General features: G+C 60.6%; 16 protein-coding genes and 1 tRNA gene. 3 read left to right on the top strand and 14 right to left on the bottom strand.

Translation table 11 applies throughout. The features are described from left to right. Positions 1-182: 182 nt before the first annotated feature. Complete coding sequence (locus BMYO_RS07070; protein ID WP_094667789.1) at positions 183-3134, bottom strand: glycoside hydrolase family 3 protein; 2952 nt, start codon at positions 3132-3134, stop codon at positions 183-185. A gap of 212 nt (positions 3135-3346) precedes the next feature. Here BMYO_RS07070 and BMYO_RS07065 point away from each other — a divergent pair, with 212 nt between their 5' ends. Further along, entirely contained in the window at positions 3347-4054 is a 708-nt protein-coding gene (locus BMYO_RS07065; protein WP_094667788.1) for a LytR/AlgR family response regulator transcription factor, read from the top strand. After that, on the top strand, positions 4051-5487 hold the full coding sequence (locus BMYO_RS07060) for a sensor histidine kinase (protein WP_233428196.1): 1437 nt from the start codon (positions 4051-4053) through the stop codon (positions 5485-5487). The genes BMYO_RS07065 and BMYO_RS07060 overlap by 4 nt, the downstream gene beginning before the upstream one ends. A 200-nt stretch (positions 5488-5687) precedes the next feature. Here BMYO_RS07060 and BMYO_RS07055 read toward each other — a convergent pair whose 3' ends face one another. The 12 genes from BMYO_RS07055 to BMYO_RS07000 form a co-directional block, all read right to left on the bottom strand. Next, entirely contained in the window at positions 5688-8804 is a 3117-nt protein-coding gene (locus BMYO_RS07055; protein WP_094667787.1) for a glycoside hydrolase family 3 N-terminal domain-containing protein, read from the bottom strand. 151 nt (positions 8805-8955) lie between these two features. Next, positions 8956-10395 carry an ATP-binding protein gene (locus BMYO_RS07050; protein ID WP_094667841.1) on the bottom strand — a complete coding sequence of 480 codons (1440 nt, stop codon included), beginning with the start codon at positions 10393-10395 and terminating at the stop codon, positions 8956-8958. Positions 10396-10400: 5 nt separating this feature from the next. Beyond that, a complete protein-coding gene (locus BMYO_RS07045) occupies positions 10401-11117 on the bottom strand; it encodes a LytR/AlgR family response regulator transcription factor (RefSeq protein WP_094667786.1) in 717 nt (238 codons plus the stop codon). 476 nt (positions 11118-11593) lie between these two features. Beyond that, complete coding sequence (locus BMYO_RS07040; RefSeq protein ID WP_094667785.1) at positions 11594-12382, bottom strand: isoprenyl transferase; 789 nt, start codon at positions 12380-12382, stop codon at positions 11594-11596. 2 nt (positions 12383-12384) lie between these two features. Further along, complete coding sequence (gene recO / locus BMYO_RS07035) at positions 12385-13104, bottom strand: DNA repair protein RecO (protein WP_094667784.1); 720 nt, start codon at positions 13102-13104, stop codon at positions 12385-12387. A gap of 87 nt (positions 13105-13191) precedes the next feature. After that, positions 13192-14961, bottom strand: coding sequence for an alpha/beta hydrolase family protein (locus BMYO_RS07030; RefSeq protein WP_094667840.1), 1770 nt, complete (start codon positions 14959-14961; stop codon positions 13192-13194). Positions 14962-15187: 226 nt separating this feature from the next. Then, on the bottom strand, positions 15188-16399 hold the full coding sequence (gene ispG, locus BMYO_RS07025; RefSeq protein WP_094667783.1) for a flavodoxin-dependent (E)-4-hydroxy-3-methylbut-2-enyl-diphosphate synthase: 1212 nt from the start codon (positions 16397-16399) through the stop codon (positions 15188-15190). Positions 16400-16536: 137 nt separating this feature from the next. Then, positions 16537-17730: a 1-deoxy-D-xylulose-5-phosphate reductoisomerase gene (dxr, locus tag BMYO_RS07020; RefSeq protein WP_094667782.1), complete on the bottom strand. Its 1194-nt coding sequence runs from the start codon at positions 17728-17730 to the stop codon at positions 16537-16539. Continuing rightward, positions 17727-19580 (bottom strand): DivIVA domain-containing protein, encoded by a 1854-nt coding sequence (locus tag BMYO_RS07015; RefSeq protein ID WP_094667781.1) that lies wholly within the window; start codon positions 19578-19580, stop codon positions 17727-17729. The genes dxr and BMYO_RS07015 overlap by 4 nt, the downstream gene beginning before the upstream one ends. 266 nt (positions 19581-19846) lie before the next feature. After that, positions 19847-19920 (bottom strand) — tRNA-Val (locus BMYO_RS07010). A gap of 147 nt (positions 19921-20067) precedes the next feature. Next, positions 20068-20484, bottom strand: a complete 417-nt coding sequence (locus BMYO_RS07005; RefSeq protein WP_094667780.1) for a DUF3052 domain-containing protein — start codon at positions 20482-20484, stop codon at positions 20068-20070. A 298-nt stretch (positions 20485-20782) separates the two neighbouring features. Next, a complete protein-coding gene (locus BMYO_RS07000) occupies positions 20783-21721 on the bottom strand; it encodes a YlbL family protein (protein WP_094667779.1) in 939 nt (312 codons plus the stop codon). 282 nt (positions 21722-22003) lie between these two features. On the opposite strand from BMYO_RS07000, the gene BMYO_RS06995 reads away from it, so the two are divergent. Continuing rightward, a complete protein-coding gene (locus tag BMYO_RS06995) occupies positions 22004-23824 on the top strand; it encodes a zinc-dependent metalloprotease (protein ID WP_094667778.1) in 1821 nt (606 codons plus the stop codon). 204 nt (positions 23825-24028) lie between these two features. On the opposite strand, the gene BMYO_RS06990 is transcribed toward BMYO_RS06995, so the two are convergent. Then, on the bottom strand, positions 24029-25591 hold the full coding sequence (locus BMYO_RS06990; RefSeq protein WP_094667777.1) for an ATP-dependent helicase: 1563 nt from the start codon (positions 25589-25591) through the stop codon (positions 24029-24031). Positions 25592-25777: the final 186 nt, after the last annotated feature.

Below are 25777 nucleotides of genomic sequence, written 5' to 3'. Positions count from 1 at the left end.
CGCCCCGTTCGTGCATGCTGTGGCATGCCGGGACTGCGCGGTTACCGCCATATTGCCAGAGTCAAGATTCCGCGACACCAGCACGGCGCCCCTAACGTTAAATCGAGGTCTTCCCCGAGAAAGGAGTGTTGCATTGTCGTGGAATTCGTCCATATTCCACGACAATGCAACAACCAGCGTCGTCACTTCATGTCCGGTTTTCCTGACGTATTATCGGCAGGCAACACCGCAAGCACGGTTGCGGCAGTCCTTCGACGTCGCACGATGTGCAGAATGGCCACTCCAACCAGCGCAATTGCTGACACCGTCACCACGCCATCAAGCGCATACATGCCCCAGCGCCATAGTGGCGTGACCTTGACGATCTTCGAGTTGGCCGACAACCCGTTCATAGCGTTCGACCGTGAAATCGCATAACTGATATGCTTGGCGGCTCGTTGCATGTTTGCCACCACACCATCGGTCATATCCGCGTTGGACAGCTTCCACAACTGGGCGTCAGTGTTGAGCCACAGGTCGGTGCCAGCCTCAAGGCCCTCACGCATGTCCTCATAGGCGAACACGTTGTAAGATGCCTGATCAGTCACGACGAATCCCTTGAAACCCCACTCATCCCGCAGCGTGGAGGTCATCAGACCCTTGTGACCTCCGGTCCAACGTGAGCCGATGCGGTTCATCGAGGCCATCATCGCGGATGCCCCACCGTCACGCACGGCCATCTCGAATGGCTTGAGATAAATCTCACGCACGGTCTGTTCGTTGGCAAATACCGCAAGACCCATTCGGTTGGTCTCCTGATCGTTGAGCGCGAAATGCTTGACCGTTGCAATCACCCCTTTGGATGCAGCACCAGCTACCACCCCTGCAGTCATTGCACCGGAAAGCATGGAGTCCTCAGAGAAATACTCGAACATTCGACCACCATATGGTGAGCGATGAATGTTGCAGGCCGGCGCATACCAGACCGCCACACCCAGATTGATGGAATCCTCGCCGATGGCTTTGCCGAATTTCTCCGCAAGATCGTCGTTCCAAGTAGCCGCGAGCACGATCTCGGACGGATAGCCCATGCCGTTTTCACCACCGACAAGAGTGCTCGAGATGCCGGCGGGACCGTCCTTGTCCACAGTGGCAGGCAGCTGAGTGGAGTCGACCGACTTGGTCGCGTATCCGCCGATGCGCACAAGCTGGTCCAGCTCGGTAACACTCATCTGCTCAATCAGCGCGTCCCATGCATCATCGTCGTAATCGGTGTCCATGAGCATGGACACGTTGAGCTTGCCATAGTTCGCATCCTGACTGTTGGTAACGGGCGCGGACTCCGGTTCGGTCTGTTCCGTATCGATCTTTAGCGCATCGACGAACTCGTCCGGCGCCGTCCACGAACCGGATTCATAGGTCTTGGGCCAGGTACCGGTCCAGTCGGAACGGCTCAGGTAGGTGAATGACCCGTCGTACGAACGCAAATCGACATCAGTGAACTGGTTGGTGATTTTCGTTCCGGTTGCCATGGATTTGGCATACGTCCTCGTATCCTGGGCACCAACATGTACCTTGCCAGCAAACGCTGCATCGCCATCTTCATCCATGCCGTCAGCAGTGGACTTGCCCTTCGCAGAGAGGATGTTATTGAGGGCGGTATGCGCATCTGACGCCGCCGCGAAGTAATAGTCGCCATCGTCCACGATGTACGTACCTTCACCATCCGCGTCATACGTCTTCATCGATTCCTTGTCGATGTGGATGGTTACGGTCTCGCTGTCGCCAGCCTCAAGTAATCCAGTCTTCGCATAGCCGACGAGTTCGATGGCGGACTTCTCGATACCATGTTCGCGATCGTAATCGGTGTATGGGGACTGCATATAGACCTCGACCACGTCCTTTCCGGCCGCATCACCGGTATTGGAAACCGTCACAGTCACATCATATCCGCCATCCGTCTCCTTGAGCGAGTAGTCGCTCCAAGTGAAGTCGGTATAGCTCAGACCGTAACCGAACGGATACTGCACTGCCTTCGTGTAGTCGTAGTCTCCCACACCATCGGCACCGAGTACGACGTCCTCGTATCGGGTTTCGTAATAACGGTAGCCGACGTAGATGCCTTCCGCGTAGGCCATGTACGAAGTTGCGAACATCTCCGAGGAGTTCGCAATCGAATACGATCCGGAGTTCGCGATGGAGGGAGCGCCCAGCGAATCGTAGGCATACGTGTCGGTCAGGTGTCCAGAGGGAGCGACCGTGCCGTTGAGCAGCTCTCCAACCGCATCGGCACCGGTCTGGCCCAATGAGCCGATCCACAGCACAGCGTCCACCTTATCGTCGGATTCAAGGTCCCCTATCTCCATCGGGTTGACCGTGTTGAGCAGCACGACGACCGTGTCGAAATGCTGCTCGGCCATGGCAATCATGTCGCGTTCGTTGTCATCGAGCTGCAGATATGTGTATCCGGTCGCCAGCTTGCCAGTCGGTAGATCCTGGCTCTCGCTACCCTCTCGTCCAATCACCACGACGGCCGCGTCTCCATATTCATCAAACGAACCGGTGACTTCATCGGTGTATTTGTCCGCAGGAACCTCATTGACGGCGAACTCACCCTCGCCGTACGCATCCATTGAAGTACGGCGATAATCCTTGCCCGCACCGTTCTCATAGAAATCCACCAAGGTCGGGTTGATGTCGAATCCGTCCGCCTTAAGACCGTCGAGTAAGGTTTCGGCCGAGGAGGTATCAATCGATCCCGCACCACCACCTCCATACACCGGATTCACGGAGGACTGGCCGAACACGGAAATCTTGGACTTTGCGGCAAGCGGCAGCGCGTCGCCCTCGTTCTTGAGCAGCGTCGCGCCCTCTCGCACGATGTCGGCGCCGACCGTGGCCAGAGCCTTCTCACGTTCGTCGTCATTGGCGTAATCGGAGGTGAAGTGTTCGGTGGTCTCGCCCGTCGCCGAAACGACTTTGGAGGTCGGCTGATTGAAGTACACGGAAATCAGGTCCGAATACTTGTTGGCGTAGATGTTGCCGATCGAAACGGCAACGACAAGTGCAACGGCAATGACAATCATCGCGATGGATACCGGCAACGGCAACGGTTTACGCTGTCTACGCGTCGACTTGCTTGACTCGTTGGTCATGACTCCTCCTTCTTTGGAAATGTTCGTTCATTATCGATACGAACGGACCGCTTCGTCGTAGGTCCGATATTGTCATCGTATGCAAACCGCGAATGCCCGGAACAGGTCTGGCGGAAACGACGGTTTTCGGTCGCGAACGACGCGCGACTTGCGCATAATCAGGATTCTTCCGCGAATATCATGGATGGGAGGTCAACGACGAGAGGGAATGTATGCGGATCGTCATAGTCGATGATGAAGCGTCCACGCGCGCCATGCTACGGTCATATTGCGAGCAGTACGCCGAGGAGAACACACTCGCGATGAACATACGAGAATATGAAAGCGGCGATGACCTGCTGATCCATTGGCACCGCGGCGACGCCGATCTGCTGTTCCTCGACGTGGAGATGCCCGGCACGGACGGCTTGGAAACCGCGCGTCGCATTCGCCGGACGGATGAGACCGTGACCATGCTCTTCGTGACGAACATGGCGCAATACGCAATCAACGGATACGAAGTCAACGCGGTTGATTACGTACTCAAACCTCTGTCATACTATGATTTCGCGCTTAAGTTCACCAAGGCAGCACGCGCCATGCAGGGCCGCGCCGACGCCATCGTCTCCATCGATTCGGTCAATGGACTGCGCAACGCGCCAATCGGCGAAATCTCATACATCGAAGTATTCGACCATTATCTGCTGTTCCACATGACCGATGGCGGCAGAATCAGAGCTCGCGGCAGTATCACCAGACAGACACGGGAGCTGCACGATTATGGCTTTAGCCGCATTCACAAGAGTTTTCTGGTCAACCTACGGCATGTGGATTCCCTGACCGCGACTGTCCTGATTTGCTCAGGGGCGGAACTTCCAATCGGCAGGGCGTTCAAAAGCCCACTCATGCAGGATTATTTGAAATTCCTAGGAGGACGATGATGCCGATAAACTTCACGACCTGGACGATGACGCTAGAAAGTTTCGGGGCGTTTCGCTTCGTCTGTTCGGTATTGGTTGCGACTTGGGTTTTCGTACGCAACGTGGCTCCTCGCCGGGAACATTATATCTGGCACACGTTGACGGTATGCCTTGCCGCCATGATTCTGACGGCATCATACCCGTTGGCGTTTCTTGCCAATCAGTCCGACATCTTACCTGACCTGTCGATGATGGATTTTGCGCGGGGTTGGATTTTCGCGGTGTTCCTTCTGTCATTGGCGGCGGTGAAGTACTGCTACACAATCTCTTGGATAGATGCGATGTCACGCTGGATTCTGGGACTGTGTGTGGAAAGATTCATCACCGCATTCATATACAACTGGTTATTCCTAATCATAATCCCGGACTTCGATGCGGAGCATCCAGTAGGATACATGCTGATTTGCGTATTCTCATACACACTGTTTATCGGGCTTGCTGCACTGCTGCTTGCACCGATATTCCGCCACAGCATCGGGATTGGATTGGAGAACGGTAGTGAGAACCGAATGCTGATTATGCTGTATACCGCAAGTTTTTTGGCATTGGCGATTATTTCCAACATCAGCATGCATATCAGCGAATATTGGATTCCCTATCTGCGCGGCAGATATGGCAATGGCACAGGGTTCGACTACATCCTCTGGTTCAGTACGAGCATGGCAGGCGTGATAGCCACCGTCATCTTCCTGTTTCAATATGCAATCCACCGGACGGCCGTATTGCGGCAGGAAACCGCGATGCTTAATCTGCTCTCCGAACAAAAAGAGCGTCAATACGCTGCGCTGCGGGACAATATCGATTTCATCAATCGCAAAACCCATGATCTCAAGCATCAAATCGCAGCGCTCAGACTCAGCGGTGACGACCGACGTGCATCAGCGATCCACGAAGTACAGCAGGCGCTTGATCTGTACGACGCGACCGCGAACACAGGTAGCCCCGCATTAGACACACTGATCACCGAACGGAATTTCTATTGTTCCCGCCGAGGAATACGCATGTCTTGCATGCTGCGTGGATGCGATTGGAACGCCATAGACGTGGTGGATCTGTTCACGATGCTTGGCAACGCGCTTGATAACGCCTGCGAATATGTGGAGCAGTTCGACGATCCCGACAAACGCGTCGTTTCCCTCACCGCGCAGCAACATGGTCAGCTCATCGTAATTTCCGTGGACAATCATTACGAGGGACCCAAAGGTCCCAAAACCATGTCCGCCATCTCCTTCTCTCCCGACGGTCTTCCCATCACCACCAAAACAGATAAGGCCTCACATGGACTGGGGCTCAAGAGCATCCGACGCATCGCAAGACAATACGGTGGCGACATCCAAGTCAGTGCCGTACCGCCCATATTCACGTTGCAGATCTCACTGATGACGCGAAGATAGTCCTTCTCGGCAGGAACCTGCGTGAATAAGAAAAGCGGACGGCTGTTGGGCAGTGCCGTCCGCTTCGGAGGAGATTCCTATAGTGCGGCGCGAATCAACCATGATTAATCCACACCACGCCATAGGAAAGTCAATTATCAGAGGTCGGACAGGTGCTTCTTTACTCTGCCCGACCTTTGGAATCAGGAATCAGCTCAAACTCAGGACTGTGCAGCGGAGCGTGCAGCCTTCTTCGACAGCCGCTTGGCTTGACGACGTTCCTTGCGCGCAGCCACCCTGCGGATGGTGCCGGGCAGCCAACGCCACACGGAGAAGAAGGCAAGCAGCGCAAGAAGGATGCCACATACCGTATTGAACACAATCTGAATCACTTTCATCTGGTTGTAGTACCGGAATCCGGCACCAGGCAGCGCCCCCTGCATGGCGTTCGAGTTTGCTACCGTGTAAAGCAGATGGTGCATGGCCTGCCGTGCGTAATGGTAGGTGGCCGGGTCATTGAGGTCGAGCTTCTCACCGGTCGGGTCCTCGCTCACATTCAGCAGCTTGATGTCGGAGCCAGCCTCAAGCATCTGGTAAGGGCTCATGAACTTGCTGGTATTCGCATTGTCGGTGATGATCAGACCATTGAATCCCCACTCGTCACGCAACAGCTGCTGGATGAGCGCATGGTTGCCGCCGGTCCATGTGGCGCCGAGACGATTGAACGAAGTCATCACGCCCTTGGAAATCGGCGTCTTCGTAGTCGCGTTCTCGTAGGTGCCATCCGCGTTCTTCTTGACATAGTTCATGTCCATGTCGCCGAGCTTCATGCAGGCTTCAAATGGCTTGAGGTAAATCTCGCGAATCGCCTGCTCGTTCGACCATGTGGCCACGCCGAAGTTGCCGACGCGATCGCCACGATGGTTTTCCTGATCGTTGAGCGCGAAATGCTTGATGTAGGCGTACACGCCCTTGCTAGCCACGCCCTTGACCTCGAGAGAGGCCACCAATCCGGACATGAAGGCGTCCTCGGAGTAGTATTCGCCGTTGCGGCCGGAGAACGGGGTACGGTGGATGTTCATGGCGGGAGCATACCAGCCGTTCGCGCCTCCGAGCAATGCCTCGTTGCCCATCATGGTGCCAAGCTCCTCGGCCAGCTTGGTGTTCCACGTCTGGGTGAGCATCATGATGCTGGGGTATTTTTTGCCTGTACCACCATAAAGCCAACCATTTGCCGCATCGGCATCGGTTTGGAGCGGTTTCTCGATGGACTTGATGTAGTCCACGCCATAACCGGAGAAGGTGATGAGCTGGTTGTAGTCATCCTCGGTGAGCTGGTCGAGAATCTTGTCCCACTGCGCATCGTCATAGTCGAGTCCACGCATGTCGGATACCTTGAGCCCGTTCTTCGCGCCGAATGTCGGGGTGTCCGTGATGGTCGAACGGTCAACATCGGTGCCGGAAGAGGTCCCATCCAACTGGTCGACGAGTTCAGCGGAAGCAGTCTTCTTCCAGGTGCAGGAGGACTTGTTGCCATCCTTGTCGGTGCAGTTGATCTCGTTGCCCCATGTGCTCAGTTCGTCGGATGCCTCGCCATAATGCTTCGGGAAGGTCCCGGTCCAGTCGGCACGGGTCAGATAAGTGACCTCCGGATCAGAAGCTGCGTCGAAGAGGTTGGAGATGGCCTTGCCGGTCTCACTATCCGTGGCGAACGTGGTGGTGTCCACGGTGGTGATGTCCGGCGTCCAGCTGGCAACCATCGACTTGTTGCCATCGGCAGTCATGCCATCGGCGACGGTCTTGCCCTTGTCTGCGAGGATGTTGTTCACGGCCTCGTTCGCATTGGCGGCCGCGGTGAAACGGTACTCGCCCGGGTCAAGGATGTAGGTCTTCGCCCCCTTATAGTCATATGACTTGAGCTGGTCCTTGGCGAACGTGACTTTGACGGTTTCGCTGGCACCCGGTTCCAGTTCGCCGGTTTTGGCGTAACCGACAAGATTCACCGAAGCCTTCTCCACCGAGTTTTCCTTGTCGTAATCGGTGTATGGCGCCTGAGCGTACACTTCCACGACGTCCTTACCAGCCACGTCCCCCGTGTTGGTCACGGTCACGGTGGCAGTGAAGTCATCTCCGTCATTGGCCACTGCGAAGTCGCTCCAAGAGAAATCGGTGTAGCTCAGACCATAACCGAATGGATACACGACCTCCGCGGCGTAGTCGTAGTCGCCGGCGTTGCCCTGACCAAGCACCTTGTCTTCGTAACGGGTTTCATAGTACTTGTACCCCACGTAGATGCCTTCAGCGTAATCGACGTAGTAGTGTTTGGTCGGATTGCCATCCTCGTCGTAATAGCGGTAGCTGCCGAAGTTCTGCGCGGCAGGCGAGGCCAGCGCGTCCGCAGCGAACGTATCGACGGTACGCCCGGAAGGGTTCACCTCACCCGAGAACACCTTGCCGATTGCGTCGGTCACATCCTGCGAGTAGACGACGGCCTTGATATTCGGATAATCCTTCACCCAGTCGAGTTCCATCGCGGCGCTGGACTTGACCAGAAGAATCACATCATCGTAATTGTCGTTAAGGTACTTGATGATTTCAGTCTCGGTGGAATCAAGTTCGATATAGCTCTTCTCCTTGTCCTCCTGCTTATCGGCATGGTTGACCATGGAACGCGGCATATCGCGCCCCTCGCCGACTACACGGTTGAGTACGTAGACAGGCACTGTACCTTTGACGGAATCGAGCAGGCCTGATTCCTTCTGGAGTACGCTCAACGGCGCCTCATTGATGCGGAAGTCCTCGGCAGCACCGTAGCTGACCGAGCCGGAGGCCAGACCGTAATCCTTGCCGGCACCTGACTCATAGTAATTCCACAGGGTGTCGTTGACCTTGAAGCCCGCATTGGTGAACGAACTCTTCAGCGTCACATCCGTGCCGCCGCCAAGCAACGACTTTTGCAACGATGTGCCGTCGACGCTGTTGGCGCTGAAGAAGCTGAACTCAGTGCCCTGCTTCATCGGCAACGTGTCGTCGTCATTCTTCAACAGTACAGTGCCTTCGGATGCAATCCGATCATACAAATCGTTCTCCGCCCCCTTGATACTGTCCTTGGTATAGTCGGCGGCGTAATAATTCGCATCCACGCCTTCGGTTTTGATACCACCGTTATCGACACTCTGATGGTTGTAGCCCATGATTGCGGACAGAATTTTATTGGTACCCAATTGCGGATTGATCATCACCATCGCCACGATGATTGCCACGGCAAACACTGCAGAAACAACCGTTTTGACGATGCGCATAATCAGAGCGCTCGACTTTCTTTTCTGAATATTCATCGGTCTCTCTTTCTTCGTCGGAATCAATCAATCGCCGCTCTCCATCGAAGCGGCGCAATTTAGATTTTCCCCAATGAAGAATCCGACTCAACGTCCACTGCATAATCGACATCCGACACGCTATGGAATGCATGTCCTCTTGTCTGCCGCATCAATTCAAAGGCAACAGTACGTCCAGCGAAAACACGCCATGCGATGCATCGATAGTCAGCACGCCGTCATACCGTTCCGCAATCATCTTCATCGAGCGTACCCCGAAACCATGGTATCGCATGTCAGACTTCGAAGTTTTTGGCAAATCACCATCAAACTGCACCATTCCAGCGTATGGGTTCTCTACATGAATCAACAGCATGCCCTTATCCCTGCGCACGCTCATTGAAATGTATCGATCCATATCGGCCGTTAGCTGTTCTACCGCTTCCATAGCATTATCCAAGGCGTTGCCGAACAACGAATAGATATCGGCAGGTTTCATGAATGAGAGTAGAGAACCGTCAATCATCCGATCGAACCGGATACTACGCTGTTCGCATACCAATGACTTGTTGGCCAACAACACATCCAGCGCTTCGTTGCCAGTACGCACTGATGAATCATAAATGTTCACCAGACCCCGTAGCTCATCAATTTCCTCGCCGGATATACGTCCACCGAGTAGATCAAGCTGTTTCTTGAGATCGTGCGTTTTGACGTTAATCAAGTCAATGGTCGCTTTGTCATGCGCAAGCTGTGTTTTCCGCCGATCAAGCATACGCTGCAGCACCACACCATCACGTTCCGCCGCAATACGATTGGCGATTTCCGTCAGCATCGCCAGTACAAATGCGCAAGTCACGAAACGAGTGAGCAACATCAGCGTGTAGTGATGAATCGTCACCCCCGTTCTGGCCGAAGTACCGTACAACACAGAGAAAACGTTCACACACAGCAGCAGGCCGAAAAACAACATCAGGATATTAGAACCAAGTCTTTCCGGAGTTTTACCTTCTAACGGTTTTGCGAACAGACGATATCCCAGCGCGCATAACAGCACCGTCACTATGAAGAACGCGACTGCTCCCGGCCAAGTATGCTCCCGAGACCAGTCTCCCGGCAGACGCAGCGTAACAATCTTTGCTCCGCAATACAGCAAATGCTGCATCGCCACCGCTGCAATCGTATAAAACATGCCCTGTCTTGTGTCAATGATGAAACAGAAGCGTATGGCCCAATAGCACATGAAGTACAGCAACACGAATCTGATAATGCAAATCCAGATATAAGCATTGGCAATCAATCCCTCCCCCGTTTCGAAAGACTGGGCCGATACGGCATTCATCATCATGTTCACCGGCCAATACGTCGCCACTGCAACCGCAACGGCGCTAATCAACGCCATGCACAAACGGGTACGAAAATCAGGACGCCGTTCTACTCGCCACACAAATAACCCGGCGCAAGCAAGTAGTTCCGCGATGAACCCATTGAGGAAGCCCATGACTACACGTAGCATCACGTAATTCAACGTTTCGATAGTCCTAATCACGCCATCGAAGTCATCCGGCGACAATGTAAGAACGGAGGCACTCAGCCACAGCTCGTTGATCATCCCGTTCATCCTACATGTCCTCGACCAAGGACCGCGGCCAGACCCGTCAGGAAGGATTTGCGGAAGGCACGACCAATCGGCAGTTCCAAGCCGTTTTCCAGCAACACGGATTGTCCTCGGACGGCGGCGATATATCGCTGATTGACCAAATAGGGATTCCCGCAACGCAGGAAGCCGTAAGAGCCAAGTTCCGCTTCAACATCCTTGAGACTGCCGAATGCGCTGATGATCCCAGATTCCATATGATATTCAAGGTTACGACCGCGCACCTCGATATAGCTGATATCTCGTAGACGAAATCTCTGGGAGATCCCGCGTTGCGCGATGACAATTGCGTCGGAATCTCTCTCGCACAGCCTGACCGCCCGGGTCAGTTTACGTTCGAAGTCCTCGTATACGAACGGCTTGATGATGTAATCAAGAGCATCCACCTCATATCCCTTGGCTGCGAACTGGGCCATGTTGGTCACAAAAATCAATTTGACATCGGAATCAAACCTTCGTAGACGCTGAGCGGCCTCCATACCGTCCATGTTCGGCATTTCAATGTCCATGAACACGATGTCCCACTTAGCCTCGTACGGATCAAGGAAACCAGTTGGCTCCGAAAACTCCTTAACGTCGAACCGGACTCCGTCATGGGAAGACGTATACCTGTTCAGGCACTCATGCAGATGCGCCACAGCCGACTGATCATCCTCGACAACAGCCACAGTCAACATTGCCCATCACGCTCCCTCATAACCTCAGTGCAATTCGAGCCTCACCCCGGGCAACCATGACCGAGTGGAATCTCAAATCTTCGCTATTCTCTTGTTCGCATGATACCTATTCACTACCACTTCTAGAGCATTTTTCACGCATCCTGTCGTCCACGGAGCACATTCTGCGATTGCGTGATCTTCTTCACCCTAGCCTTTCGGCCGTTCTGATCAATTGGAGGTCCTACCAAATTAGCCAAATCATAAAGCCGACGGGCGAGCCATAAGTTTCAAACGAGCATCGACTGAAGTTTCGTCTCACTTTTCCACTCCAAAACGGGACAAGACGCACGGAACGAAACGCGGCATGGCGTCGTCTCCGGCTTGCGTTTCGCCCTGTTCCCCTGATTCACTGTCCTATTCCTAGCTATTCCCACCAGGCTATTCCCACCCCGCTCCAGAGCAGAAACAGCCCAGAATGGGAAGTTCACCAGCTGCTACTTTGCGTTACCGAAGCGGCGGTCGCGGTGGATGTAGTGGTCGATGGAACGCCACAGCACCTCGCGGCCGCAGTCGGGGAACAGCTCGGGCACGAAGTCGAGTTCGGCGTAGGCTGCCTCCCACGGCAGGAAGTTCGACGTGCGCTGCTCGCCGGACGTGCGGATCACGAGGTCGCAGTCCGGGATGTCCGGGTTGTAGAGGTGGTCGGCAATCATCTTCTCGGTGACGCGATCGCCGGAGATGCGGCCGTCGCGCACCTCGCGTGCGATCGCCGCGCAAGCGTCGGCGATCTCCGCGCGCCCGCCGTAGTTGATGCAGAACACCACGTCGATCACCTTGTTGTGCTTGGTGCGCTCCATCGCAACTTCAAGCTCGTCGATGACCGACTTCCACAGCTTCGGGCGGCGTCCGGACCAGCGCACGCGCACGCCCCAGTCGTCCATCTGCGCGACGCGGCGGTGGATGATCTCACGCGAGAACCCCATGAGGAAACGCACCTCCTGCGGGCTGCGCTTCCAATTCTCGGTCGAGAACGTGTACAGGCTCAGGTAGCGCACACCAGCCTCGATCGCGCCGGCAATAGTGTCGAACACAACCGGTTCGGCCGCCTGATGGCCATTGGTGCGGATCATGCCGCGCTGCTTGGCCCAGCGCCCATTGCCGTCCATGATGACGCCCACATGGCGCGGCACCTTGTCCTTCGGGAAATCGGGGATGCGGGCGGGGTCGGAAAACGGCGCCGCCGGAATGCTCAACGAAGTGTAGTCGACGTTCTCAAAAGCCATACTCACGAATCTATCAAGCGCAGCGAACGAATCGGACGCTCCAGATAATATTCCGCCCAATCTTCAACCAATTGGCCCGCCACGGGCTCGAGCGGACCGGCGTCCAGCACCTCCCAGTCCCCCTCGGTGAGTGCGGCGAACTGGCGCAACGCCAAGGGCGGGATGCGGCGGGCGTCCGTCGTGTGGTCGGCCTCGCACATCACACCGCCTGCGGCGATGGACAGGTACGCGCCCTCGCGCCGACCGCATACCACGCAGGTGTTGAGTCTCGGCGTCCAGCCTGCCAGCGCGAGCGCGCGCATCACATAGGAACCGCTGATGGCGCGGGGCGCGTGAGCGCGTTTGGCAAGCGCGTTGAGCGCGCCGATGATGAGCCGGTACTGGGCCACGGTTCGCTCATGTTCGGCGCTCACGAGCTTGTCCGCCGTTTCGACGATGACGCTGGCGGCCTCGTACGCCCCGTAGTCGGCGGCGATGGACGCACCGTACGCGGCCACGGATTCGGCTTGGGAGACCACGTCCAGCGAACGGCCTTCGGCTATGAGCACGTCCACGCGCATGAACGGTTCGAGGCGTGCGCCGAACCGTGATTTGGTGCGGCGCACGCCTTTGGCCACCGCACGGATTTTTCCATGCCCACGGGTCAGCAACGTGATGATGCGGTCGGCCTCGCCAAGCTTGGCGGTTCTCAGGACCACGGCCTCGTCACGGTACAACGACATCGATCAGCTTCCTTTGCTTGATGGTCGCCCCTTTGGGATGGTCGCCCTTTTGCATGCACGGTCGCCAGTCGGCCGCGCATACCGCCATCAGTAGATGAACAGCCCCCAGAAGGCGAAGAACAGCAGCACATACAGCATAGTGAAGGTGACGAGCCAGAACAGCACGCGGGCGAGTCGGGTGGAGGCGAGCACCGGCTCGGCGCCCGTGACGATGCCCCTGACCGCGCCCTTGCGCGGCGGCCATTGGATGAGACCGCGTCCGGATGCCACTTCGATGAGCCGCATGAACACGCGAGACCATGCCCAGACGACCAGCGCGGAGACCACCTGGATCACCGGCCAGCTCCAATACATCACGCCCGGCGTCTCGGTGGGTGCGCCGCCCCAGGCGAGGCGGACCACACCCATGACCACCTGTCCAAGGCCGGCGAAGAAGATGAGCAGCGTGCCCAGCGTGGTGAGGGTCAGCGTCAGCAACGCATTGCCGAAGCCGTGCGTGAAGCCGAGCGCGACCGGCCTCGGCGGCGGCAGCATCCCCTCCCGGCGTGCCCGTCGGCGTTCCCTCCGCCATCGCGCACGGACCCGGAGCACCCGGATCAAGGTCACCAGAGCGCATATCGCCGAGGCAACGAGCAACAGCAGCATCGTGGCATGGATCACCAGCCCGTAGATGGTGCCGGCGCGCCGCGCCTCAAGCGCCCGCGGCAATCCGATGGATTGGTAGAGGTCGGTGCCGCCCACCCGTTCGCTGGTCTGTCGCAGCCCGGCCGAGGTGCCGACCGCCCAATCGATGAGATCGGTCACATAGGCGTCGGCGAACGGCGTGCCGGCTTCGGATTCGTCGCCGAGGCGCAGCACATGGTTGGCCACCGGATAGCTGCGTATGGTGACGTCCCAGTTGCCGGCGAGATGGGCTTCGTACAGGATGGCGCGCACGCCCTCCACCTGTGCGGTCATCACGTCCTTGGAACCGTAGGCCACGTAGGTGGGCACGGCGTAGGCGCCGGGGTTCAGGGTCTCCAAGTCGAAGTTGTGCAGGCCGACCAGCGAGGCGTCGGCGCTGAACAGTCGCTGCACGATGGACTGGTATCCGTCGTTCGCTCCGGCGAGCGTGAAGTCCTGGGTGACGAAGAAGCCGAGCGCCTGCCGTGGACTGAAGACCATCGGGCTGAGGAGGATTTGGAAGGCGATGTCGGGATCGTCCCCAAGCAGGTATGAGGAGATCCATGTGGATTCGGACGTGGCGTAGATGCCGACCTTGGCTGCGTCCACCGTATCGAGCCCGCGCAGATAGTCGATGACATTGTCGTAGGCCTTGGCCGAGGCGGGGTAGTCGCGGTTGACGTCGGTGGTGTCCCAGACGGGCTTGTCGAGCACGGCGGTCACGAAGCCGGCGGAGGCCATGTCGCCCGCCACATCGCCGAAGGAGTTGTCGCATGTGCCGTAGCCCGCCCCGTGCATGAACACGACCGCCGGCAGCTTGCCGGACACGCCCTTCGGCTCGCGGATGAGCACCTTGATGGCCTGCACGCCGTTGGCGTCGGCCTTGTGGCGCAATCCCCCGCCATCCACCAGCGAACCGTCCCTCGCGACACTCAGCGTGACGTATCGTTCGGAGACTTCGTAGGTGCCTTTGCCCGGCAGCTCGGCTCCGTCACCGCTGTCGAATGTGACGCTCGTGTCGTCGGTGAGCGTGGCCATGGACTGGCCGGTGAGCTCGATGTTCCACGGTACGGTGGTGAGATTTGAGATGACCACGAGCAGCCCGAACAGGATGATGAAGATGGGCAGGCTGACCATCAGCCTGCGGCCGCGCGTCCACGGTTGGGCCTGCTCATGCGGCTCATGCGATGGCATGCCCACCGGCGACTGCGATTGCTGCTGCGACCGCAATGACGTCCGCGACTGTGGCCGCACGTTCCGCTGACGTTCCTCATCTGACACGAGCAACCATTCTAGCCATGAGGTAGCCATGCGGCCGATGTTACGCCCTTGGCTGTCAGCCGGGAGCTTGAGTCAGCGGCCGTCCACCGCCATGACCGCGGCCATGGGTAGTCGTGGCATTCATGGCAGCCGCGGTGGTTCAACGGCCGGGGTGCTGGATGGGAACCACCACCGGACCGGTCGAGCCCATCGGCACCTGCCCGTCGGCCTCCATCTGGGCGGCGATCTCCTGCGCCTTGGTGAGCAGCGTCTCCACGATCTGGTCCTCAGGCACGGTTTCGACGACCTTGCCCTTGATGAAGATCTGCCCCTTGCCGTTGCCGGACGCCACGCCGAGGTCGGCCTCGCGCGCCTCGCCCGGCCCGTTGACGATGCATCCCATGACCGCCACGCGAATCGGCGCGGTCACGTCCTTGAGCCCCTCGGTCACGGCGGAGGCAAGCTGGATAACGTCCACCTGCGCACGACCGCAGCTCGGGCAGGAGATGATGTCGAACTTGCGCGGGCGCAGTCCCATGTACTCCAGAAGCTTGCAGCCCACCTTGACCTCCTCGACCGGCGGGGCGGAGAGGGAGACGCGGATCGTGTCGCCGATGCCTTCGGCGAGCAGCGCGCCGAACGCCAGACAGGATTTGATGGTGCCCTGCCAGGCCGGCCCCGCCTCGGTGACGCCGAGATGCAGGGGCCAATCGCCCTTGGACGCCAGCAGGCGGTAGGTCTCGACCATGGTGATCACGTCATGGTGCTTGACGGAGATTTTGAAGTCGTGGAAGCCCACGTCCTCGAACATGTGCGCTTCCTTCAACGCGGAGGCCACCAAGGCCTCCGGGGTCGGACCGCCGTACTTGGCGTACAAATCCTTGTCGAGGGAGCCGGCGTTGACGCCGATGCGCAGAGAGATGCCCGCATCGGTGGCGGCCTTGCAGATGTCGGGCCCCACCTGGTCGAACTTGCGGATGTTGCCGGGGTTCACGCGCACGGCGGCGCAGCCAGCGTCGATGGCCTGGAACACGTATTTGGACTGGAAGTGGATGTCCGCGATTACCGGAATCGGCGATTTGCGGCAGATCTCGGGGAGCGCGTCGGCGTCATCCTGACTGGGCACGGCCACGCGCACGATGTCGCAGCCCGCGGCCGTCAGCTCCGCGATCTGCTGGAGCGTGGCCGGCACATTGGCCGTCAGCGTATTGGTCATCGACTGCACGGAGATGGGCGCGCCACCGCCCACCGGCACCGGACCGACCATGATGCGACGGGATTTGCGACGCGGGTGCAGCGGTGACTCGCTGGTCAGCTGGACCGGGTCTCCGGTCTTACGGAACGGTTTATTGACAGGGATGTCCGTGGTCAACGGGTTCTACCTCCGGCATACGTGATGGTCGTCCCGCTTGACGGGCCATCCCGCGCACGCGCCGGCGTGGCCATGGGTTGCTGCCATGCCGGCGGACGTTTGTGAGACGGCTCGAATCAATCGAAGACTTGCAAAGACTACTGCCTGTTTATCATCTCGTCGGCACGCCGGCGGGCTTCCAGCTCGACCTGACCCATTTCCTCCACGTCTGTGAACAGCGGGTTGCCGCGCAGTTCGGCGTCCATCCGGTCGAGCACGGCCTTGACGGTGTCCACGATGCCGAGATACGGCAGACGATGGTCGAGGAAGGCGTGCACGGCCTGTTCATTGGCCGCATTGAGCACGGCCGTGTGTTTCTCGGAAGCCGTCAGGCAGTGGCGCGCCAGCTGGACTGCCGGGAACGCCTCATCATCCAACGGCTCGAAGGTCCATGTCGCGGCCGTGGTCCAATCGCATGCGGCGGCCACATCGCCCATGCGACCCGGCGCGGACAGGCCCAGCGCGATGGGCAGGCGCATGTCCGGCGGGGAGGCCTGGCAGATGGTGGCACCGTCCACGAACTCGACCATGGAGTGGACGATGGACTGCGGATGGACGGTCACCTCAATACGGTCCGGGGGCACGTCGAACAGACGCGATGCCTCGATGACCTCAAGGCCCTTGTTCATCAGGGTCGAGGAGTTGATGGTGACGACCGGACCCATGTGCCATGTGGGATGATGCAGTGCCTGTTCGGGCGTGATATCGGCCATGTCCTCGCGCTTCCAACCGCGGAACGGGCCACCCGAGGCGGTGACGATGAGTTTGGACACCTCGGCGTGGGTGCCGCTCCTCAGCGACTGCCAGATGGCCGAATGCTCGGAATCGACCGGATTGATCTGATGCTCACGCACCTGGGCGCCGAACAGCAGGTGACCGCCGGCCACCACCGATTCCTTGTTGGCAAGCGCCAGCTGCGAGCCGGCTTTGAGCGCCGCGATGGACGGCTCCAGACCGATCGACCCGGTGATGCCGTTGAGGACGACGTTCGCGCCGGAGGCGGCCATGGCGATGACCGCGTCCGGGCCGCCGCTCACCCGCACCGAAGCGCGGGCGCCGGCCTGTTCGAGCGCGGCGCGCACGGCAGGCACCTTGGACTGGTCGTACACCGCGACTTCGGGCACGCGGAACCGCATCGCCTGCTGGACAAGCAGCTCCACGTGGTTGCCTCCGGCGGCAAGACCGGTGACGGTGAACCGGTCGGGGTGACGCGCGATGACGTCAAGCCCCTGCGTGCCGATGGACCCGGTGGACCCGAGGATGACGACGCTGGAATTGGAAAGCACGCTCACTGTTCCTTCTTCGTCTGGGATGCGTTATGGGATTCGTCCATACCGAGCGTCGGGAAGGACAGGTCGGGGATGTCCGTGTCGAATCCCGCTTCGATGGGGAAGAACGAGGGGAACAGATCGTCGTCATGGCTGGACGCGGTCTGTTGCGTGTGGGAGGGGCGGGAGTCGCCGGAGGACGCAGTCGTGCCGGAGGACGCGGCGGACATGCCGGTGGGCGCGGGAACCGATTCGGTCGCGGGCGCGGGGGCCGATGCGCCTTCCCGGGGGCCCTTGAGCGATGTCGGCATGTCATTGAGCTTCAGCACGCTGGGGGTATCGAGGCTCGGCATCTTGGGCTCGAAGGTGGGCGTGCGCACGGCGGGCATCTCCTGGGAGATCTCGACCATGTGCGCGAGCGCCGCGAGGGAGGAATCATTTCGGGAGGTATCCACCACATGCTCGTCGACCGAGGCGGATGCGGCTGACCGGTTGGATTGGCCGGCTTGGTTGGATTGCCAGTCCCACACAGGCTGGCCCGCCGGTGCCGTCTGGCCGGATAGGTCGGCGCGGGCCGACGAGTGCTCGTGGCTGGGCGCGAAAGCCGGTGGCAATGCCGATGTCGCAGCCTGTCCCGATGGCGCCGTTCCGGCGGCATACGACCGAGCACCCCCGGTAACGGACGGTTCCGTGGCGGACGTTTGCGCTGGAGAGTAATCCGGCGACGCTCCGGAAAGGCCATAGGAGGCCGATGCGGCGGGCGCGGAGGCTGCGAAACTCGCGGAAGAATCGGACGAATCCCCGACCAACGGCGACATCACCACCGTCTCGGACTGGGATGGCGCGGCATCCGCATGACCATCCACATGGCCGGAGGCATCCGCCGGAGAGCTCGATGTGGGGTACTGATGCTCCGGCTTGACCGTAGGGGCAAACGCGACGGGCTGCGGCGCGGACGGGCCGGAGGGTGCCGATGCGGCGAATGCGGGCGCGTAGGCCACGGGCTTGTCCTGTCCGGCAGGGGCCGTGAACAGGTCGCGTTCGGCCTGATGCAACGCATCGAACGAGTCATGGTACATCGGCGACGACGCGGAAGCCGGGGCAGACGGGCCGGACGGAGCGGCAGCCGGGGCGTGGGGGGCGTCGGCACCGAACAGCGACGAAACGTTGCCGGCCGGCGCGGGGGAAGCGGCCTCGGCGGCCGCAGTGGCGGAGGCTGCAGCATCGCCGGACACGAAATCGGCCACCCGCGCATATGATTCCAGTCGGCTCAGCAACTGGACGCAGGTGTTGAGGAAGAAGTCGACCTGACGCTCGTCATAGCCCTTCCTGCCCTTGCGCTGGGTGAAGACCACGTTGTTGACGGCGTTGGCGTTGAGATCGGCGAGCTTGCGCACATCATCCTGGCTCACGCCGTCCACGCCGAGGGCGGCGGCGGCCTTGTCCACGATCTGATCGGTGAGCCGGTCGACCTGTTTGCGGTCGTAGGAGGGCTGCTTGGCGTTGCCCGGCTTGAAGCGCTCTCGTTCGGCTCGCTCGGCGTGCTTGACGATCTCATGGTAGAGGTTTTCGGTCTGCGCCTTCCACGCCACACGACCGTGCTGGGAAATCTCCCATGTGGTCTGCTTGTCCACCACGGCGCGTTCGAGACGGCTCAGCGCGGCATCCACTTGGGAAATCACATAGCCGTTCTTGGCCAGATCGAAGGAGACGTCTTGGATGTCCTTCTGGCTGAGTTGGACGCCCTCGCTGTCATACAGGGCATGGGCGCGTTCCAGAAAAGCGTCGACCTGTTCGGGGTTGTAGCCCAGCTTGCGCTTGCCCGCGCGGGCGATACCCGATTTGCCTTCTCCTTCGCGAAGTTTCTGCGCCATCGGCCTCCGACCTCCTGCTGAATGGAAACACTCTGTCCACACTTTACGTGACTGTTGCGACTCATGCGAGTATTCCGGAAGGATGCGTGACGGTTTTCACCATGCGTGGAAGCGGTGGTATCAGCTCCGTCACCGGTTTGACATATTCGTCGCGCGACATGCTGCAAACGTCGAACGACTGTTTCGTTGTCACGTTGTTGTCACGACGCCAGCCCGGATACGCGAGAGGCCCCGGAACCGTAATGATTCCGGGGCCTCCTACATTGTGGGCGATGAGGGACTCGAACCCCCGACATCCACCGTGTAAAGGTGGCGCTCTAACCAACTGAGCTAATCGCCCGCGGATGTCAAGAATAGCGCATGGGATTCCCCGACGCGCCACTTGACGTATTTGCGGATTCGGGTGCGCCGGTTATGCCGGTCACCGTGAAGGAGACGCACCCGACGCCACGAAGGCGCAGCACCCGATTCGGTCGGTTCCGACCAATCAGCGTCCCTTGCCGAACGCGCGCAGACGGATGCCGTTCCAGTCGCGGCTCACCGTCAGCGGCGTGGCCGCGTTCATGCCGGCCGTCTTGGCCGCGGACTGCACGGTGGAGGAGCTTGCGGCTCCCGGGCGGCCGGGCTTGGGGGTGAGCACCCACAGCGGACCATCGTCGCCGAGCACCGCGTACGCGTCAACGATCGTATCGGACAGCTCGTCCTCGTCGTCGCCGTCGCGCCACCACAGAATGACGCCATCGACCGAGGAGTCATAATCCTCATCCACGAGGTCTTCGCCCGTAAGCTTCTCGATTTCGGCGCGGATGGAATCGTCCACGTCGTCGTCCCAGAGCCATTCCTGGATTATGTCCCCAGGCTCGAAACCAAATTCTGCCGCGTTCTGTGATGCCGTTTGATTCACAGGGGCTACATTAGCAAGTCATCACGAACAAACACGTTAACGCCACTGGGTTTCTCATCGGATTATGGACAGAATCGGGCCGAAACGAGCGGGGAAGGCCAAGAAAGCCGAGGGCGTAGCTCTGGAGGCCGGGGGCGGGAGGAGCCGCGATTGGCGGACTGGGCGGGAGCAGCCGGGGGGCCGGGCTGTAGGGGCCGGGGACAGACTGGCGACCGAAGGCGTGAGGAGCTACGGAAACGGAATGGGTCGCCGCACACGCCACACCCTGCAACACCACGTCACACCCCACAACGCCGCATCACGCCGTGCAGTGCGACAATCCGTCGGCTTTCCCGGCACCGATGGCCACCAGCGCCTGATACGCCTCGTCCAGCGTGGCGACCTTGACGTCGCGCAGACCGTCCGGCACATGACCCACCACCTCGGCACAGTTCGATTCGGGGGCAAGGAACCAGGTGGCGCCGTCACGCCTGGCACCGAGCATCTTCAGCCTGATGCCGCCGATTCTGCCCACTGCGCCGTCCTCGCTGATGGTGCCGGTGCCGGCGATCGTCTTGCCTCCGGTCTCCTGCGCGGCTGTGAGCTTGTCGATCAGCCCAAGCGTGTACATCATGCCCGCGGAAGGACCGCCGATGCTGTCCACATGCATCGTCACCTTCAGGTTCCCGAGCTCGGCGGCGTCCACGCCAAGCTCCGCGCCGTGGGCCTTGAGATAGGCGATTGCGGCCTTGGTGGCCGTGTCCTGGGAGCCGGTCATATCGGCATCGACCTTCTGCTGGTATTCGTCCGCGGTCTGCCCCACCGGCACCACGGCCTCGCGCGGCGTGACCTCCACCTGCGAATCGGCCCACCCCCATACGGCCTGCGCGTTGACGATCGGATAACCGGGCACACCGGACGCACTGACCGTGACCAATAGCAGCTTGCCGGAATCGCGGTGTGTCGAGACATCCTTCCCGCCCACGGCGATGACCTGCCCCTCCTTGACCGAACCGAGCACGTCCTGCGTGGGGCCGGGCATCTCGATGACGTATGGGCTGGGCATCAGCAGTATCGCCGCCCCCAGCGCCACAGCCAAAATCCCGGTGAAATATCGGACGGAACGTCCGGCGACGTACCGCCGTACCCGCGCCACGGCAGCACGCGCGGCCCGTCCCGGATGACGGGCCCATCCCGCCCGCCCCCGGAACTCTGCGCCAGATTCCTGCTCGCGCGTCACGTCCTGCTCGTGCGTCATGCCCGGCCCGTACGTCGCGCTCGATCCGCGCGTCGCATCCCCGCCATCGACCGTCGCCGACGCCGACCCGAGGGGCGACGCACCGCCCCTCGTGGGCTTGTGCGTAGGGTTCTGAACATTCCTATGACCTACAACCATATCCAACAGTGTATGCGGGTTCCGGCCAGCACGGCCGAAAAGACCGGGAATGGCCCGACAAGGCGAGGAAAGGCTCGGCCACAAGCGAAAGGGCGCGGCAGACCCTACACTTGGGGTAACACACCGCGGCAAAGAAGGATAGGCATGGACGACAACGCGATTCACGACTGGCTCATCAAATGCTTCGGCCCGATTCAGGGTGAGATGGCTTGGCAGCAGATCAACCAGCTGCCCGCCGAAATCCGCGATCAGCTGATGAGCCAGGACCCCGGCAGACTGCCCGATCCCACCGAGGTCCAGCAGATGATGGCCGCGTTCACCGCCGGCGGACTCAATACGATGGGCGACATGCAGCGCACCGTCGAAGAGGGGCCGATCAACATCAAGCTCGCGAAGTCGATCGCCCTGCAGCAGGCGAATGCGCAGGGATCGGCCTCCAGCGTGTCCGCCACCGACGGCGAGGCCGCCCGGCGGGCCATGAGCGAGGCCAATCTGTGGCTGGATACCGCCTGCGAATTCAATCCGGCACCCGGCGAGCCCGATGTGCTCACACGCGCCGGATGGGTCGAGGGCACCATCGACCAGTGGGCCAAATTCGCTGCACCCGTGGCCGAATCGATGAACGACGCCCTGGCCTCGGTGATCTCGGAACGGCTTGGCGGCGCACTGGGCGGCAGCGAGATTACAGGCATGTTCGCTGGGCCGGTGCCGATTCCGATTCCGGACGGCATGAAGGACCCGGCCCAACTCATCAAGCTGCTCGGCAATACGTCCTTCGCCATGCAACTTGGGCATGCTGCGGGCAATCTGAGCCATGAGGTGCATGGCAGCTTCGATCAGGGCATCGCGCTCACCAAGAACCCCGCCGGCGGACTCATCGCGCAGAACATCACCGAATACGTGAAGATGCTCAATGGCGAGCTTCCGGCCGACGATCAGACGACCGCAAGCGGCGACGGAGTAGATTCCGGCGTGCTCCCGTCACCGGCTTCCGGCAATCCGATCGGCTTCGCGTCGGCCCGCGCGCAGAAGCCCGGCAACGGCGGCGATGCGCACGACGCCGCGCCCCATGACGACGCTGCCTCCAACGATAGCGCCGCCGATGTCACCAGCACGTCCGACTCCCCCAATGCCGCGGATTCCTCCGCCAAGGATGACGAGGCCGCATTCGAGGCCGCATTCGCCGGATTCACCTCCAGCGAGCGCATCCCCGAATCCGAAGTGCTCTCCTATCTGGCATTGCAGGAGATGGCGCACGCCCGGCTCTACGCCTCGGTGCCGTGGCTCATGCCGCGCTTCGAGGCGCTGATCGGCAAATACGCGCGCGGCATCTCCATCGACCTCGATGCCATGGAGGAGCAGCTGCGCGATGCCGAGGCCATGGACCCCGAATCCATTTCGGATGCGGTGAACCTCACCAAGGTGGGCATCCCCGATACGCCCGAGCAGCGTGAGGCCCTGTCCTCGCTGGAATCGCTGCTTGCCATGGTCGAGGGCTGGGTCGATTGCGTGGTGTGGCGCGCCGGCATGGCACATCTGCCGCACATCGAGCAGCTGCGCGAGATGACCCGTCGCGAACGCGCGATGGGCGGTCCCGCCGAGCGTACCTTCGAGAGTCTGCTTGGTCTGCAATTGCGCCCCAAGCGCATGCGTGAGGCGGCGGGATTGTGGGAGATGATCACCGCCGCGGAGGGCTCCGAAGGGCGTGACGCCAAGTGGTCGCATCCCGATCTGCTCCCCTCGCTGCCGGGCGACCAGCCCGTCAATGGCACGGCCGGCGACGCCGTTTCCCCGAAGGGCAATGCTTCGGGCGCGCAACCCGCACATCCCTCCGCCGACGGCAAGACCGAGAACATCGACTGGGACGCCGAGCTCTCCAAGCTACTGGACGAGGATGGCGGTACGGACGGCGACGGAAGCGGAGACACAGCCGACGGCTCCGGTAGCGCGGGCGACGCGCAGTAACAGAACAGCAGCGGCGCGAACCGCACCTGCACGGCCCCGCGAGACACGCCCGTGCAGGTGCGGTTTGTACTTCCGCAAACCACACCTGCACCGCAGACCGCCCAACAGACCCGCTCCGGTGCCCCGTTCGATCGGATCACCCGTCCGCGGGCGTCTTGCGAATGGCCAAAGCCCTCGATGCCCCGCTCCCCTTCACCGCGCGAATCACAGGAACCGTGACGGACGACGTTGTTGGGCGCCGTATCCGTCCTTGGTACGCGCGTAGGAGAGATGCAGCGAGTCCTCGGCGCGCGTGATGCCCACATACATGAGCCGTCGCTCCTCCTCCAGGCTCTCCCCCGGCGCCGGCGCGCCATACGGCAGCAGTCCTTCGGAGCAGCCCACCAGGAACACGTGCTTGAATTCCAGACCCTTAGCCGCGTGGATGGTGGAAATCGTGACGCCGGGGTCGTCCTCCTGCCTGATGCCGGTGGCATCCAATCCCATGGCCTCCAGCAACGCGCGTTTCGAGGCGGCGGAATCGGCGAGCGCGGTCGATTGCCATCCCGCGTCCCGGCGCACGCGGAACTTGAGGCCGGCCGCGCGCAACGCCGTGCCGAACACCGCCTGCTGGGCGTTGATGCGCGTGAGAATCGCACAATCCGAAGGCTTAGCCCCTGCGGCCATCAGCTTGCGTATGCGGGCTGCCACACCCTGCGCCTCCTCCACATCGGTGTCGTATACGGTCCGGCTCACCCTCCTGCCCGGGTCGCGCGCGGACCGCAGTTTCAGGTAGTCGTCACGGTTCGGCGCCGCCGCGAGCACCCGGTTCGCCAGTCCCACCACTTCCGGCGTGGAACGGTAATCGATGCCGAGATTGATATCGGCGGACAGCGGCCCGAATTCGTCGGCGAACCGCAGCAGATCCCAGCTGGACGCGCCGGCGAACGAGTAGATGGTCTGCGCCGGGTCCCCCACCACGCAGACGTTGCGGTTCATCGCCGCCTTGCCATCAGGTCCGCCACCGCCGAGCCACAGGGTCAGCAACCGGTGCTGCAGCGGGGAGACGTCCTGGTACTCGTCCACGGTGAGCCAGCCGATCGACGAGCGAATCTGGGCCGCGGCATCCGGGAAATCGTCCATGATGTGGCATACCAACAGCAGGATGTCGTCGAAGTCGATCTCCCCGCGCGAGGTCTTTTCCTGTTCGTAGGCGTCATACAATTTCGCGAAACGTTCCGGCTCGAGCCCGGACGGCGGCCGATGGTTCGCGGCCTTGCAGATGCGCTCGTATTCGGCCACGGGAATCAGCGAGATCTTGGCCCAGTTGATCTCCGCCAGCATGTCGCGCACAGTGAGCGGATCGATGTCGTTGCGCGCGGTGACACGGGTGATGGCCTGCGCGACCACGTCACGCTGGTCCTCGATGAGATGCGGGAACGGGGCGTCGCACACATCCGTCCACACGCCGTTGAGCTGGTTCAGGGCCGCGGAGTGGAAGGTCGCGGCGGTCACGCCCTGGCCGGTTCCCTGACGCGCTGCGCCGCCCACGCCGAGTTGTGCCAGCCGGGCGCGCATTTCGGCGGCCGCCTTGACCGAGAAGGTGACGGCGAGCACCCGTTCGGGCTTCCAAGCACCGGTGGCGCAGGCGTAGGCGATGCGACGCGTAACCGTGCGCGTCTTGCCGGCGCCAGCACCGGCGATGATACGCACCGGCCCGTTGAGCGTGGTCGCCGCCCTGCGCTGCTGCTCGTCGAGCCCTTCAAGAATCGTCTGCGCCTGTTCCATGCCCTCCATTGTGACACGGGCAAGGCGCCGGACGGCACGATGGCCCAAGGCCGGCATGGCCGACGCGGCCCGAAGGCCGGATCGGATGCCGGCGATGCAGACGCCTCGCGCACAGTATGCTTGCGACCCACGGACGACGCACGAACGACGTTGATGCAGCAGGCCGGCTCCGTCATGGCACCAATA

Origin of the sequence: Bifidobacterium myosotis (assembly GCF_002259745.1) — a bacterium.
GTDB classification, from domain to species: domain Bacteria; phylum Actinomycetota; class Actinomycetes; order Actinomycetales; family Bifidobacteriaceae; genus Bifidobacterium; species Bifidobacterium myosotis.
This window is presented reverse-complemented; position numbering and strand designations above follow the sequence as displayed.

Bases quoted from the DNA above. Each gene is read 5' to 3' on its own strand.
- BMYO_RS07055 (WP_094667787.1), bottom strand. From the start codon at position 8,804: ATGAATATTCAGAAAAGAAAGTCGAGCGCTCTGATTATGCGCATCGTC.
- BMYO_RS07000 (WP_094667779.1), bottom strand. From the start codon at position 21,721: ATGACGCACGAGCAGGACGTGACGCGCGAGCAGGAATCTGGCGCAGAG.
- BMYO_RS07015 (WP_094667781.1), bottom strand. From the start codon at position 19,580: ATGGCGCAGAAACTTCGCGAAGGAGAAGGCAAATCGGGTATCGCCCGC.
- BMYO_RS06990 (WP_094667777.1), bottom strand. From the start codon at position 25,591: ATGGAACAGGCGCAGACGATTCTTGAAGGGCTCGACGAGCAGCAGCGC.
- BMYO_RS06995 (WP_094667778.1), top strand. From the start codon at position 22,004: ATGGACGACAACGCGATTCACGACTGGCTCATCAAATGCTTCGGCCCG.
- BMYO_RS07050 (WP_094667841.1), bottom strand. From the start codon at position 10,395: ATGATCAACGAGCTGTGGCTGAGTGCCTCCGTTCTTACATTGTCGCCG.
- BMYO_RS07070 (WP_094667789.1), bottom strand. From the start codon at position 3,134: ATGACCAACGAGTCAAGCAAGTCGACGCGTAGACAGCGTAAACCGTTG.
- recO (WP_094667784.1), bottom strand. From the start codon at position 13,104: ATGTCGTTGTACCGTGACGAGGCCGTGGTCCTGAGAACCGCCAAGCTT.
- BMYO_RS07060 (WP_233428196.1), top strand. From the start codon at position 4,051: ATGATGCCGATAAACTTCACGACCTGGACGATGACGCTAGAAAGTTTC.
- BMYO_RS07065 (WP_094667788.1), top strand. From the start codon at position 3,347: ATGCGGATCGTCATAGTCGATGATGAAGCGTCCACGCGCGCCATGCTA.
- BMYO_RS07045 (WP_094667786.1), bottom strand. From the start codon at position 11,117: ATGTTGACTGTGGCTGTTGTCGAGGATGATCAGTCGGCTGTGGCGCAT.
- BMYO_RS07030 (WP_094667840.1), bottom strand. From the start codon at position 14,961: ATGCCATCGCATGAGCCGCATGAGCAGGCCCAACCGTGGACGCGCGGC.
- BMYO_RS07040 (WP_094667785.1), bottom strand. From the start codon at position 12,382: ATGGCTTTTGAGAACGTCGACTACACTTCGTTGAGCATTCCGGCGGCG.